The organism is Polaromonas sp. (assembly GCF_049790275.1).
In the GTDB taxonomy this organism is placed as follows: Bacteria; Pseudomonadota; Gammaproteobacteria; order Burkholderiales; family Burkholderiaceae_C; genus Polaromonas.
On record NZ_JBAQYR010000051.1, the window covers coordinates 1 to 13,259 of the forward strand.

A 13,259-nucleotide genomic window follows, 5' to 3' on the forward strand; every position below is an offset into this window, starting at 1 on the left:
CGGCAACACCGGGTTTGCGCGGCAGGATCACCGTCAGGGGCCCGGGCCAGAAGGCCTGCATCAGTCGGCTGGCGAAAGGCGGCACGCTGGCGGCGTAGTCACTCACCTGCGCGGGTTCGGCCACATGGACGATCAGGGGGTGGTCAGTGGGCCGGCCCTTGGCGGCGAAGATGCCGGCCACAGCCTGGTCGCTGGAGGCGTCGGCACCCAGGCCGTACACCGTTTCAGTGGCAAAGCCGACCAGGCCGCCGGACTGGATCACCCGGGCAGCCTCGGCAATCGCCGCAGGGTCATGGCCGTTGCGAATCATTCCAGCTGGTCCAGGCCGGGCAGCGCCAGGATCTGTGCGGCCTGGCGCGCAACCGCTTTCACGCCTGCGATGTCCGCGCCGGTGATGGTGAGGTGGCCCATCTTGCGGCCGGCGCGCGCTTCGAGCTTGCCGTACAGGTGCAGGTGTATGCCCGGCAAGGCCAGCACGGCCTGCCAGTCGGGCGTGCGCAACTGGCCTGCAGCGTCAAACCACACATCGCCCAGCAGATTGAGCATGATGGCCGGCGAATGCTGGCGTGGCGCAGGCAGCGGCAGGCCTGCCATGGCATGCACCTGCAGGTCGAACTGCGACACATCGCAGGCGTCCATCGTGTAGTGGCCGCTGTTATGCGGGCGCGGCGCCATTTCATTGACCACCAGCGCGCCGTCGGCGCTGCCGTCGTCGATCACAAAAAACTCCACGCACAGCACGCCCACATAGCCAATGTGACTTGCTATCGATTCAGTAGCTGATCGCGCCCGTAGCGCAAGGGCTGAAGGCATATTTCCTTCATAAGCCGCGGTGACGGCGAGGATGCCGCCCACATGCACGTTGTATTGCGGCGTGAAGCCGGTGATGGCGCCGTCCCAGCCGCGCGCGACGATGACAGAGCACTCGGCCTTCAGCGGCAGCAGCTTTTCCAGCACGCAGGGCACGCCCTTCAAATCAGCCCACGCCGCCGTGAGCTCGGCCATGTTGGCAACGCGCACCTGGCCTTTGCCGTCGTAACCCATGCGCGCGGTTTTCAGGATGCCGGGCAGCAGGTCGGCCGGCACGGCCGCGAGCTGTGTCGGCGTTTCGATGACGGCGTAGGGCGCGCAGGTGACACCTGCCACACCGGCGCTGGCCGTGAAATGGGCTTTTTCCTCGATGCGGTTTTGCGCAATGGCCACGGCCGCCGCATCGGGTGCGACCGGCCGGCTGACGGCCAGCGCCTGCAGGGCATCGGCCGGCACGTTTTCAAATTCGGTGGTGACGGCGGCGCACAGCGACACCAGTTGCTTCAGGCCCTTGCCGTCGCTGTAGCCGGTCTGGATGTGGTGGTGGCTGACGCAGCCCGCGGGGCTTTGCGGGTCCGGGTCCAGCACCGCGGTGAAGTAGCCGAGGCGCTGCGCGGCATGCACGAACATGCGGCCGAGCTGGCCGCCGCCCATCACACCCAGGGTGGCGGGCTGGCCAGATGCATCGACAGAGCCCGGAAAAATCGGCGAAAAGCTCATGCAGGTGGCAAAGTCATTGCACGAGCCGCGGCGGTCTGCTCGGCACGGAAGGCCTGCAGCTTGTCGGCCAGTGTTTTGTCATGGGTGGCCAGCATGGCGACGGCAAACAGGGCGGCGTTGGCGGCGCCGGCGTTGCCGATGGCAAAGGTGGCGACGGGCACGCCTTTGGGCATCTGCACGATGCTGTGCAGCGAATCGACGCCCTGCAGGTGGTTGCTGGCCACCGGCACACCCAGAATGGGCACCGCGGTTTTGGCGGCCAGCATGCCCGGCAGGTGCGCAGCGCCGCCGGCACCGGCGATGATGGCCCGCAGCCCGCGCCCGGCAGCCTGTTCGGCATAAGCAAACAGCTCGTCGGGCATGCGGTGGGCCGAGACCACACGCGCTTCATGCGCCACGCCGAACTGCTGGAGGATCTGCACGGCGTGCTGCATGGTGGTCCAGTCGCTGCTGGAGCCCATCACCACGCCTATCAGCGGCGCCTGTTGGTCTTGTGTTGTTGTCATGTGTTGCCTTCCGGGCTCATCTGTGCCGTCTATGCCGCCAATCGTTCAATGCCAGCGGCGATTTTACGGTCTGGGGGCCTGCGCCCCGGCACCAGGCCCCGCGCCGCGTGCTATCGTCCCTGCGCGGCACACGCCTGCCGGTTGAAAACACCCCGACCCACCCCTATTTGCCCAGCATCATGATCGACGTCACCATTGCCAATTTTGAAGAGGAAGTCGTTGCGGCCTCCATGACCACCCCCGTGCTGATTGATTTCTGGGCGCCCTGGTGCGGGCCCTGCAAGTCCTTGGGCCCGATTCTGGAGAAGGTGGAAATCGCCTACGGCGGACGCTTCAAGCTGGTGAAAATCGACTCCGACCAGGAGCAGCAACTGGGCGCCGCTTTCGGCATTCGCAGCATCCCGACCTGCATACTGATGATCAACGGCCAGCCGGTCGATGGTTTTGCCGGCGCGCTGCCCGAGGGCAAGGTCAAGGAGTTCCTCGACAAACACCTGCCGCCGGCCGAAGAGCTGCCACTTGCCGAGGAAGAAATGGCCGAGCCGGAAGACACCAGCCCGGCGGCGGTCCTGGAAAAACTGCAGGCGGCCGTCGCCACCGACCCGGCCAATGACAACGCCCGCTTCGATTACATCCGCCTGCTGCTGCAGCACGGCCAGGTCGAGCACGCCAGAACCGCTTTTGCACCGGTGGTCAGCAAGGCGCCGGCGGTGCGCAAGTTCGAGGCCCTGCAGCACTGGTTCAATGCTATCGAATCAGGAGCTGCTCGTGCAGATCCGGAAAGGGCCCAGGCCGAATTTGATGCAAAACTTGCAGCCAACAAGCGGGATTTCGACGCACGCTACGCGCTGGCCCAGCTGCACATGAGCCAGCAGCGCTGGGTGCCGGCGATGGACGAGTTGCTGGAAATTTTGATGCGCGACAAGTCCTGGAACGAGGAACTGGCACGCAAGACCTTTGTCTCCATCCTCGAGATCATCGAGCCGCCCAAAGTCAAGGTGGCGGACGGGCAGATTCCACCGGATGATCCGGTAGTGGCTACTTACCGGCGGCGGTTGAGCAGTGTTGTGTTGAGCTGATTTCTTTGCGGCATCACGCTGCGCCTGCGGTGCATCCGCGCGCACACATGACGGTCCCGTTATGCCGACATGACGCGCTGCGCGCGTCATGTCTCCCCGCACCCGAACCCGCATTCGTTTCCCCGCCCGTCGGGCTGGGCCGAGGAGCACAGCCGAAAACGGATCAGGGCGAGCGATTGTCTGAGCCGAAGGCGGGTTCGAGCTCGACCCCGCTTTCGGCGAGCACCGGAGGTTGCCCCGGAACGCAGCGCAGGGGACCCAGACCATCGGGTCGCCTTTTTCTTTGCTTACTTTCTTTTTGGCGACGCAAAAAGAAAGTGAGTTGCCGCCGGGCAACCCCCGGCTTGTATGAAGATCCACAGCCGCGGGAAGCTTGCACAGGCTTCGACAGGCTCAGCCCTAACGGGAGTGATGTGCAGACATGGATCAAGCCCGGGATGACAGCATCTCAGGCCGCTTCTTTATAAAAGAACCCACGCTGAATACTCCGAGGCGCCAGCGGCTCAACCGCCTGGTGAATCGCCCCGATGTGCTCCGGCGTAGTCCCGCAGCAACCGCCCACGATATTGACCAACCCTTCGTCGGCAAACTCGCGCAAAAGGCGAGAAGTCACGTCGGGCGTTTCGTCGAAACCGGTGTCGCTCATCGGGTTGGGCAGGCCGGCGTTCGGGTAGCAGCTGATGAACGTGTCGCCGGCCGCCCGCGCCAGTTCCTGGATGTAGGGGCGCATCAGCGCCGCACCCAAGGCGCAGTTGAGGCCCACGGCCAGCGGTTGGGCGTGGCGCACGCTGTGCCAGAAGGCGGTGACGGTCTGGCCGCTCAGGATGCGGCCCGAGGCATCGGTGACCGTTCCGCTGATGATGAGCGGCAGGCGCTCGCCGCTGTTGTCGAAATATTCGTCAATCGCAAACAGCGCGGCCTTGGCGTTGAGGGTGTCGAAAATGGTTTCCACCAGCAGCACGTCGGCGCCGCCCTTGACCAGCGCTTCGGTCTGCTCGTAGTACGCCTTGCGCAGCTCCTCAAAACTGGTGTTGCGCGCGCCGGGGTCATTCACATCCGGGCTGATGCTGGCGGTTTTGGGCGTGGGGCCGAGGGCGCCGACCACAAACCGGGGTTTCTCCGGCGTGGAGAACTTGTCGCAGGCGGCGCGCGCAATGCGGGCGGACTGGTAGTTCATCTCGACCGCGAGCTCGGCCATGTCGTAATCGGCCTGGGCCACAGTGGTCGCGCCGAAGGTGTTGGTTTCGATCATGTCGGCGCCGGCGGCCAGGTAGCCTTCGTGGATGTCCTGGATGACGTCGGGGCGCGTCAGGCTCAGCAGTTCGTTGTTGCCCTTGACGTCCTTGGGGAAGTCCTTGAAGCGCTCGCCACGGTACTGCGCTTCATTGAGCTTGAAGCGCTGGATCATGGTGCCCATCGCGCCGTCGAGGATGGCGATGCGTTTTTCCAGGATGGCAGGGAGCGCGGCTCCGCGGGTGTAGATGGCTTGCTTCATGATTGCATTTTAGGACGGCGGCCCTGCACGTACAAACTCTGCGGGCATTGGGCCGTTCGCCCGGCTCCGGCTTTGCCTGACAATAGCGAATAGCGTGTCCGTCTGAATCCTCACCATGAAACACCTCCAACCCAAAGAAGCCTGGGACTACCTGCAGCAGCACCCCGACGCCCTGTTTGTCGACGTGCGCATGGAAATCGAGTCGCTTTACGTGGGCCGCCCGCCCGGCGTGGTGAATGTGCCCTGGTACGAGTACCCCGACCTGACGCCTGACGCGCAAAAGTTTGCGGCAGCGGTGGAAAGCGAAGCCAGCAGCAAGACGCAGCCGGTCCTGCTGATCTGCCGCTCGGGCCAGCGCACGCTGGCGGCGGGCCAGGCGCTGGAAGCCGCGGGCTTCAGCGAGGTGATCAACGTGGTGCACGGCTTTGAGGGAGAGCTGGACGAGCAGTTCCAGCGCTCTACCCTGAGCGGCTGGCGCTTTGACGGTTTGCCCTGGGAGCAGATGTAGCCGATTTCCTGAACGAAATCGGGCCTCAGCCCTTATTGCACGGGCGCAAGCAGCTACTTTTTTCATAGCACCTCACCGCCCACCTTAACACCCCTACCTTGCCGCACCCCACGCCACACCCCTCTCCGCTGGACATCCTGGGCCAGGTTTTCGGTTATTCGGACTTTCGCGGCCCGCAGCAGGCCATCGTCGACCATGTGGTGCAGGGCGGCGACGCGCTGGTGCTGATGCCCACCGGCGGCGGCAAGTCGCTGTGTTACCAGATTCCCGCGATTGCGCGGCAAAACGCCGGCCATGGCGTGACGGTGGTGATCTCGCCGCTGATCGCGCTGATGCATGACCAGGTCGGCGCGCTGCACGAAGCCGGTGTGTCCGCCGCCTTCCTCAACTCGACGCAGACGCAGGAAGAAAGCAGCGCCCTCGAAAAGCTGCTGCTGCGCAATGAGCTGACCCTGCTGTACGCCGCGCCCGAGCGCATCAACACGCCGCGCATGAAAGGCCTGCTGGGTTCGCTGCACGAGCGCGGCCTGCTGAGCCTGTTCGCGATCGACGAGGCGCATTGCGTGAGCCAGTGGGGCCACGACTTCCGGCCGGAGTACCGGTCGCTGAGCCTGCTGCACGAGACCTTTCCCGACGTGCCGCGCATTGCGCTGACGGCCACCGCCGATGCACTGACGCGCCAGGACATGATCGAGCGGCTCAAGCTGGAGGACGCGCGCGAGTTCGTCAGCAGCTTCGACCGGCCCAACATCCGCTACACCATCGTCGAAAAGACCGACGCCACGCGCCAGCTGCTGCGCTTCATCGAAAGCGAACACGCGGGCGAGGCCGGCATCGTCTACTGCCAGTCGCGCAAGCGGGTCGAGGAAGTGGCCGATATGCTGCAGGACGCCGGCTTGAAAGCCATGGCCTACCACGCGGGCTTGGACAGCGCGCTGCGCCAGCAGCGGCAGGACCGCTTCCTGCGCGAAGAAGGCATGGTGATGGTGGCGACGATTGCCTTCGGCATGGGCATCGACAAACCCGATGTGCGTTTTGTCGCGCACCTGGACATGCCGAAAAACATTGAAGGTTATTACCAGGAAACCGGACGCGCCGGACGCGACGGCCTGCCGGCCAATGCGTGGATGACCTACGGCCTGCAGGACGTCGTCAACCAGCGCCGCATGATAGACACCAGCGATGCGTCCAGCGAAGAGTTCAAGCAGGTCATGCGCGGCAAGCTCGACGCGCTCCTGACCCTGGCCGAAGACACGCGCTGTCGGCGTGTCAGCCTGCTGCATTATTTCGGCGAAGACAGCCAGCCCTGCGGTAATTGCGACAACTGCCTGCAGCCGCCGGTGGTGTGGGACGCGACCGAAGCGGCGCGCAAGATGCTCAGCTGCATCTATCGCGTGCAACAGGCCAGCGGCATCAGCTTCGGCGCCGGCCACCTGATGGACATCCTGCGCGGCAAGGCCACCGAAAAAGTGCTGCAGCACAGCCACGACAAGCTCAGCACCTTCGGCATAGGCGCGGACCTGGCCGAAGTGCAGTGGCGTGGCGTGCTGCGCCAGCTGATCGCCAAAGGCATGGTGCGGGTCGATCCCGACGCCTTCAACACGCTGCAGCTGCTGCCCGATGCGCGCCAGGTGCTCAAGGGCGAAGTCAGCGTGATGCTGCGCGAGCAGTCTGCCGGCGGCGCAGGCGAGCGGCGCAAGAGCAGCAAGAAGAGCACCAAGACATCGGCCAGGGGCCTGGCGGAAGCGTCGCTCAATGCAGGTGCCCTGGAGCGTCTGGCCCGCCTGAAAGCTTGGCGCGCCGATGTGGCCCGCGAGCACAACCTGCCGGCCTTCGTGATCTTTCACGACGCGACCCTGCGCGCCATCGCCGAGCGCGACCCGCAGGGCATGGGCGACCTCGAAGGCATCAGCGGCATCGGCGTCAAAAAGCTCGAAGCGTATGGGGCCGAGGTGCTGCGCGTCTGTGCCGAAACAGCCTGAAAACCCGCCCGTCAGAATGCGCGGCGATTACCTCAAAGCGTATTCCGGATCTCGATGCTGTCTATGGCAGCGCGCGCGGGGCGCTGCGGCGTCAGCAGTCCGCGCACCAGGCCCGCAGCGTTGAAGCACCACGACACGACGGAAAACACGGCTTTTCCGGCACTGCGCTTTCGCCACGCCATCAGCACCACCGGTGCCGCCGCGATGCCCGCAAAGGCAGCCACGCGCAGCGTCCAGGGCATGGGCAGCACCAACACGGTGAGCAACACAGCCCACCACCCCAGTACGGCGACATACAGGCGCAGCTCGCGCACCCGGGTCAGCACCAGACCCAGGTGCGACTCGCCCCAGGCCGCGCGCAGCACTTCGCCCAGGCCACAGATGTAGCGGCTGCGCCAGCGACGCACCAGCAGCTGGTAGGGCGGCGCATCGTGGCCGTGATGGCGCACGGAGTCCAGGGCCAGACGCCACAGTTTCCAGCCCCGGGCATGCAGGCGCATGGCCAGGTCAAACTCTTCATAACTGTGCAGGTTGCGATCCGAAAAATACCCGGCCTGCTCCACCGCCGCCCGCCGGTACAGGCCGCCCATGTCCAGCCGGTCCACCTGGCCGGCCCGCATGTGGCCCAGACCGCGCTCCACGCGGGCGACATATTCCAGGCTGCTGGTGTTCATTTCAACCACCTGCCCGCCCACTCCGGCCACGTCAGGATGCGCCTGCATGAAGGCCAGCGCCTCAGGCAGGAAGCCGGGCAGCATTTCCATGTCGCCGTCCAGGATGTACACAAACTCGCCCGCCGAATGCTGGTACCCCAGCTGGGGACCGACGCCGCAGCAGCGTTCATCGGCACGTGCCAGCTGCACGATACGGATGGGATAGGCAAAAGCCAGGGCCACCGTGCGGTCGCTGGAGCAGGAGTCTGCCAGCACCACCTCGCCGCCGACCCTCCGGACCGCAGCCAGCGCACTTTCTATCGCAGCCACGATGCGCTTTTCCTCGTTCAGGGCCTTGATGACAATGCTCACCCGGCACAGGACAGTTGAAATGTCAGACGTGTCAGGGGGCAGCATCGCTTCCCCCGCGCAGGATGATGCGGGCCGGCACACCCACGGCGAGGGCGCCTGCAGGCACGTCGGTGAGGACCACCGCGTTGGCGCCAATGTCGGCATCGTCGCCGATGTGCACGGCACCCAGGATCTTGGCGCCGGCACCGATGTTCACGCGGTTGCCGATATGCGGCGCCTCCAGCGGCCTGTCCATGCGCCGGTTACCGATGGTCACGCCCTGGCGGATGATGCAGTCGTCTCCAATCACTGCCTTGCCATGCACCACAATCGCCCCGGAATGTTCTATCACGAGGCGCCTCCCGATCCGGGCCGAGACACCGATCGTGACGCCGCAGAAGATTTCAGCCAGCTTGGCGAGTACCAGGTGCAATGCCGCCAGCGGGTAGCGCACCAGCCTGGACTGGAAGCGGTAGCGCAGATGCCCCAGCCGGTACACCTGCAGGGCCCAGAAGCCGAGAGACAAAGCGCCCTCTTGCGCCGCACGCATGTCCTCGAAAAAAGCCATGGCTGTTGAGCTTTCATTCACGTGGTACCGGTACTGACAGGTGACAAGGCACTCGCGCGGTGCGGGCTCCAGCAGCTTGGGCTATCCGGAGTTCCCGGGAGAAGTCCGCGGCGGGTGCGTCGGAATCATGGCCGGATCGGAGGGCACCAAAAGGACACCCGATTTCAGGCCTGGACGGATAAACGCAAAATCCGTACCACCGAAACCGGTGCATGGCAGCCGCTCAAACGCCATCGCACACCGCTGGTCCAGCCCAGGCAGCGCAAAGGCCGGGCGTTCAAAGTGGCTGCGGCACAATAGCCGCGTGGAAGTCACCAAAAAGTTTGCTGCCGGAGGAGGGCTAACGGCTTTTGTACGAGCAGTGCTGGCGCTGCTCTGCCTGCAGGCCGCGCTGTCTGCCAGCCCCGCCTGGGCGAAGGCCGACCTGTTGACCCTGGGCAACGATGGCGGGCCGGTCGCGATGACTTCCTCGCTGGAGTTCTGGCTCGACGCCAAGGACCAAAGCCCGGTGGAAAAAGTCGAGGCCGGTGCTGACAGCCTGCCTTTTGCGGCGGTCAAACCCGGCCAGGCGCACCTGCTGGACAACGCCGCACTTTGGCTGCGTTTTGATGCCGTGGTCGAGAGCCCGCAGATCCAGTGGAAACTGGAGCTGCCCATGTCCGGCGTCGACAAGATCACGCTGTATTACCGGAACAGCCTGGGCCGGTGGGTGGTGCAGCAAGCCGGCGACAGCCTGCCCATCAGCGCATGGCCGCAACCCGGCCGTTACCCGATCCTGTCGCTCAGCCATGAGGTCGGGCAAACGGTTCGCTATTACCTTCGCGTCGAGCATGCCCGGATCCCCTTCTCGGCGCTGCCGCGCGCGGTGAGCGACGCCCAAGTCACCACGGCGCGCCAGCTCGATCACCTGCTGCTGGGTGTCTACTTCGGACTGGCGGCGCTGGTGACGGTGCTGGCCCTGATCAACGCCATGGCTTATCGGGACTGGGGGTTTGCCACGTATGCCTTCTACATGGCTACTTTTGCGGGCTCGCAGGCTGCGTTCTCCGGCGTGGCTGGCCTGTACCTGTGGCCGGAGCTGCCGAAGCTGAACAATATTTCCATTGTCCTGCTGCCCTTGACGGCTGCCGCTGCCGCCCTCTGGTTTGTCCGGACCGTCACCACCCCCAAGCGCTTTTCCCGGGCGCTGGACTGGTTCATCGTGGCACTGATGGGATTGCTGCCGGTGATCGCGCTCATCGATGCGGCCTTTCCGACCATCGAAAGCTTTGCCCTCATCAATGTCTTGATCAGCGCCGGCATGGTGGTTTTGTTGATGGTCGTCGGAGTGTCGCTGTTTGAAGGCGACCGCCATGCACGCTGGATGGCCATGGGGTTTTTGCCCATCATTTTGGCCACCCTCTTTCCCCTGCTGCGCAATTTCGGTGTGCTCGCGTCCAGTTTTCTCACCCAGAACGCGCTGATGCTGGGCTCGGCCGTAGAGGCGCCCATCTTGTTTTACGGTTTGTTGCGCCGTGTGACGCAGCGCCGCGAGTCCGCGACGCGGGCAACCACCCTGGGCACCACCGACCCGCTGACAGGACTGGGATCAGCCAGGCTGATGCTGGCCAAACTGCGTCAGGCCTTGCGCACGGCCGAGCGTTACCAGCAACCCTGCGCCCTGCTGGTTGTCAACCTGAGCAACCTGGCCGAGCTGCAGCAGCAGCATGGCCGGGAGACCGGCGACCGTGCCATGGTGCTGGCCGCGGCGCGGATTCGCACCGCGGCCCAAACCACGGACACGGTGGCCCGGGTCGGCGACAGCCATTTCGCCTTGCTCATGGAGGGGCCGATGACCAGCGACGGGGTCAACCAGGTGGCCACCAAGATCCTGGCCAGCGGCTTGCGGCCCTCCCGGGAGCTGCCCGATGCGGACCCGCTGCTTTTTCACATCGCGATCGGCTACATGGGCGAGCCCGCCAAGCTGGCCTCGACCCAGCCCCAGTCCTGCCTGGACCGGCTGATGAAGGTGGTGAAGGACATGAACGACGGTTCGCGCAAGGCGATCCGCATGGTTTATCTGTAGTTTTTTATTGAAAACTGCCATGAGCCCTTATCAGCAGGGCGTGAGCAGCTACCAATTCAGGAGCAGTTCAAGGTTTCTACTGGATGAAGCCCATGCCCCGAATGTCGCGCACATCCGGCTTGATGCGGTGCTCGGCCTCGAGCTGGCTTAAAAATTCATCCGCCGTGAACTCGGCTGCGAGGATGTCGGTCTGGCGCTTGACGGCGGCAAAGTCACCCGGGCAGAGCTGGTGCAGACGGCCCAGGCGCTCACGCAGGGCGGCGGTCAGCGCCGTGCCGTCGCCCGCCAGTGCTTCGGTGACAAACATCTGCTCGCGCTGCACCGACGTCAGGGGCATGAACTTGATCTTGAAGGTAAACCGCCGCAGCGCCGCCTGGTCCAGGCTTTCCAGCAGGTTGGTGGTGCAGACAAAAATCCCGCTGAAGCGCTCCATGCCCTGCAGCATCTCGTTGACCTCGGTCACCTCATAGGTCCGCTGTGCGCCGCGCCTGTCCTGCAGGAAGCTGTCGGCTTCGTCGAGCAGCAGCACGGCTTTCTCCGTTTCAGCCTCGGCAAACATGGCGGCCATGTTCTGCTCTGTTTCGCCCACGTATTTGCTCATCAGGTCGCTGGCCTGCTTGATGATCAACGGGCGGTCCAGCGCCCTGGCCAGGTGTTCTGCCAGTGCTGTCTTGCCGGTGCCCGGCGCGCCATAAAAACACAGCGTGCCGTGGTCCCGGGTCTTGAGCGCCTCCACGATACGCGGCACCTCGAACCGGGACTCCACATTCAGCATGGACAGATCGTAGGTCGTGACGTTGCGCCGCCCGCCGGGCGCGTCTGCCTTGTTGCCCAGGGCCTGGTCCGCATTCCTGAGCTGCCGCTCGATCAGCGACTCCATCAGCGCCGCGTGGCCGCCAGACAGCACGGCCTCCATGCCCGCGGCATCGGTGCTGGCGCCCGGCGTGCTTGCCAGCTTGGCAAAACGCACCGCCGTCCGGATTTGCGCCGGCGTCAGGCCCTTGCGCGCCGTGAGCCTGGCCATGAAGGCATCGCTGACCGGCACACCCTCCAGCGTCTTTCGCACCAGCGTCTCGCGCGCACCGGGTGGCGGCGACTTGAGCTCCAGGTGATAGGCAAAACGGCGCCGGAAAGCCGGGTCGATCTGCTCGATGCGGTTGGTCACCCACAAGGTAGGCACCGTGTTCGATTCCAGGATCTGGTTGACCCAGGCCTTGCCGTTGACCGAACTGTTGCCGGGAACTGCCATCTGGTCGGAGCGCGCCAGCAGCTGCGCCGCTTCGCTGGACAGGGCCGGGAAAACATCCTCCACCTCGTCAAACAGCAGCGCGGCATGAGCACTGCCCTTGAGGAAGACCTGCGCAATCTGCAGCGAGCGGTAGCGGTCGCGGCCGCTGAGGGAGTTGCCGTCGCGGTCGGCATACTCGACTTCGAACAGGTCGAGCCCGGCGGCCTGCGCCACCACCTTGGCCAGCTCGGTCTTGCCCGTGCCCGGCGGGCCATAAAGCAGCACGTTGACGCCCTGCTCCCTGGCGGCAACGGCATTGAGCAGCAGCGACACCAGCACCTGAACGTCCTCACGCGCAAAGGCGAAATCGGCCAGGCCCAGGCTGCTGCGATCCACCGGCCGGGTAAACACCGCCATCAGTTCGTTCTGGTCGCGGTATTCGCGCATCAGCACCGGCGGCAGTTTTTCACTGACCTTCATGAGGTCGGCCAGGTCGGTGATGTTGTGCTCGGAAATCAGGTTTTCGACCATGCCGATGCGCTCGAGCCGGGATCCCGCACGCAACGCTTCGGCGACCTCATTGGCCTTGACACCGGCGACCTCGGCAATCGCGGCATAGGCTTCGGGCGCGTTGCTGACCTTGAACTCCACCAGCATGGAACGCAGGTCACGCTGGTAGCGCGCCAGCGTTCCGTACAGCAGCAAGGCGCGTTCGGCCTGGTTGAGCTGCAGCAGGTTGGCCAGGGCATCGATGTTTTTTTCCACCAGCGTCGACTGCTTTTTCAGCGCGCTCGTCAGCCAGTCGCCGGTGGCGGACAGCACGGAGAGCAGGTCCTTGGGCTGGTCCTTGGCGTATTCATCGAGGTAGAAGAACAGGGTGCCTTCTTCATAGGGGCCGCGCCAGGCGCCGTGGCGGCCCATGAAGCCGGTGTCGCTCAGGGCCTCATGGCCTTGCCAGAATTCATTGTCCCGACAACGGCGGCCCAGGAATTCCCGCAGCCGCTGCAGGGCGGGTACAGGCCACACCAGATGGCGGCCCGAGAGCGACAGCAGGCTGTTCAGATCGCGCCGCACATTGAACTTGGCCCCCTGCCGGGCCGCCAGCGTCAGCACAAAATGCGAGCACATCAGGTCCAGCACCGGCGCCTCTTTCAGGCCGGGAGAAAGCAGCAGCGGACCATGCCTGTCAGCACTACCCGAACGCTTGCTCATTGAGACACCTCCGGCCCGGATGAAGGCCACAGCAGTTACATATGCACCCCAGATGACGTACGCCTAACCATAACGCAGCTTC

The 13,259-nt window shown here is 64.7% G+C and carries 11 protein-coding genes; 4 read left to right on the top strand and 7 right to left on the bottom strand.

Annotated elements, in window-relative coordinates; all coding sequences use genetic code 11:
• The 3 genes from WA904_RS06490 to purE all read right to left on the bottom strand — a co-directional run.
• Positions 1-310, bottom strand: a 310-nt coding sequence (locus WA904_RS06490; protein WP_425196312.1) for an L-threonylcarbamoyladenylate synthase, incomplete at its 3' end; no start/stop codon positions are given.
• Positions 307-1,530 carry a 5-(carboxyamino)imidazole ribonucleotide synthase gene (locus WA904_RS06495; RefSeq protein WP_425196313.1) on the bottom strand — a complete coding sequence of 408 codons (1,224 nt, stop codon included), beginning with the start codon at positions 1,528-1,530 and terminating at the stop codon, positions 307-309. The genes WA904_RS06495 and WA904_RS06490, both read right to left, overlap by 4 nt.
• Positions 1,527-2,036, bottom strand: coding sequence for a 5-(carboxyamino)imidazole ribonucleotide mutase (gene purE, locus WA904_RS06500; RefSeq protein ID WP_425196314.1), 510 nt, complete (start codon positions 2,034-2,036; stop codon positions 1,527-1,529). The genes WA904_RS06495 and purE overlap by 4 nt, the downstream gene beginning before the upstream one ends.
• A 179-nt stretch (positions 2,037-2,215) precedes the next feature.
• Between purE and trxA the strand changes: the two genes are divergently transcribed.
• Positions 2,216-3,115 (top strand): thioredoxin, encoded by a 900-nt coding sequence (gene trxA, locus WA904_RS06505; protein ID WP_425196358.1) that lies wholly within the window; start codon positions 2,216-2,218, stop codon positions 3,113-3,115.
• A 448-nt stretch (positions 3,116-3,563) separates the two neighbouring features.
• On the opposite strand, the gene WA904_RS06510 is transcribed toward trxA, so the two are convergent.
• Positions 3,564-4,610, bottom strand: a complete 1,047-nt coding sequence (locus WA904_RS06510) for a homocysteine S-methyltransferase family protein (protein ID WP_425196315.1) — start codon at positions 4,608-4,610, stop codon at positions 3,564-3,566.
• 115 nt (positions 4,611-4,725) lie between these two features.
• Between WA904_RS06510 and WA904_RS06515 the strand changes: the two genes are divergently transcribed.
• Positions 4,726-5,118, top strand: coding sequence for a rhodanese-like domain-containing protein (locus WA904_RS06515; protein ID WP_425196316.1), 393 nt, complete (start codon positions 4,726-4,728; stop codon positions 5,116-5,118).
• 98 nt (positions 5,119-5,216) lie between these two features.
• The gene (recQ, locus tag WA904_RS06520) at positions 5,217-7,100 is read left to right on the top strand and encodes a DNA helicase RecQ (RefSeq protein ID WP_425196317.1); all 1,884 of its coding nucleotides are present in this window, start codon (positions 5,217-5,219) and stop codon (positions 7,098-7,100) included.
• A 32-nt stretch (positions 7,101-7,132) separates the two neighbouring features.
• On the opposite strand, the gene WA904_RS06525 is transcribed toward recQ, so the two are convergent.
• Positions 7,133-8,125, bottom strand: a complete 993-nt coding sequence (locus tag WA904_RS06525; protein ID WP_425196318.1) for a glycosyltransferase family 2 protein — start codon at positions 8,123-8,125, stop codon at positions 7,133-7,135.
• Between the two features lie 31 nt (positions 8,126-8,156).
• Positions 8,157-8,672, bottom strand: a complete 516-nt coding sequence (locus tag WA904_RS06530; protein ID WP_425196319.1) for a serine O-acetyltransferase — start codon at positions 8,670-8,672, stop codon at positions 8,157-8,159.
• A 304-nt stretch (positions 8,673-8,976) separates the two neighbouring features.
• On the opposite strand from WA904_RS06530, the gene WA904_RS06535 reads away from it, so the two are divergent.
• The gene (locus WA904_RS06535; RefSeq protein WP_425196320.1) at positions 8,977-10,737 is read left to right on the top strand and encodes a sensor domain-containing diguanylate cyclase; all 1,761 of its coding nucleotides are present in this window, start codon (positions 8,977-8,979) and stop codon (positions 10,735-10,737) included.
• A gap of 76 nt (positions 10,738-10,813) precedes the next feature.
• Here the strand turns inward: WA904_RS06535 and WA904_RS06540 are convergent, their stop codons facing one another.
• Positions 10,814-13,177 carry an ATP-binding protein gene (locus tag WA904_RS06540; RefSeq protein WP_425196321.1) on the bottom strand — a complete coding sequence of 788 codons (2,364 nt, stop codon included), beginning with the start codon at positions 13,175-13,177 and terminating at the stop codon, positions 10,814-10,816.
• Positions 13,178-13,259: the final 82 nt, after the last annotated feature.

Bases quoted from the DNA above. Each gene is read 5' to 3' on its own strand.
- WA904_RS06495 (WP_425196313.1), bottom strand. From the start codon at position 1,530: ATGAGCTTTTCGCCGATTTTTCCGGGCTCTGTCGATGCATCTGGCCAG.
- purE (WP_425196314.1), bottom strand. From the start codon at position 2,036: ATGACAACAACACAAGACCAACAGGCGCCGCTGATAGGCGTGGTGATG.
- trxA (WP_425196358.1), top strand. From the start codon at position 2,216: ATGATCGACGTCACCATTGCCAATTTTGAAGAGGAAGTCGTTGCGGCC.
- WA904_RS06510 (WP_425196315.1), bottom strand. From the start codon at position 4,610: ATGAAGCAAGCCATCTACACCCGCGGAGCCGCGCTCCCTGCCATCCTG.
- WA904_RS06515 (WP_425196316.1), top strand. From the start codon at position 4,726: ATGAAACACCTCCAACCCAAAGAAGCCTGGGACTACCTGCAGCAGCAC.
- WA904_RS06530 (WP_425196319.1), bottom strand. From the start codon at position 8,672: ATGGCTTTTTTCGAGGACATGCGTGCGGCGCAAGAGGGCGCTTTGTCT.
- WA904_RS06540 (WP_425196321.1), bottom strand. From the start codon at position 13,177: ATGAGCAAGCGTTCGGGTAGTGCTGACAGGCATGGTCCGCTGCTGCTT.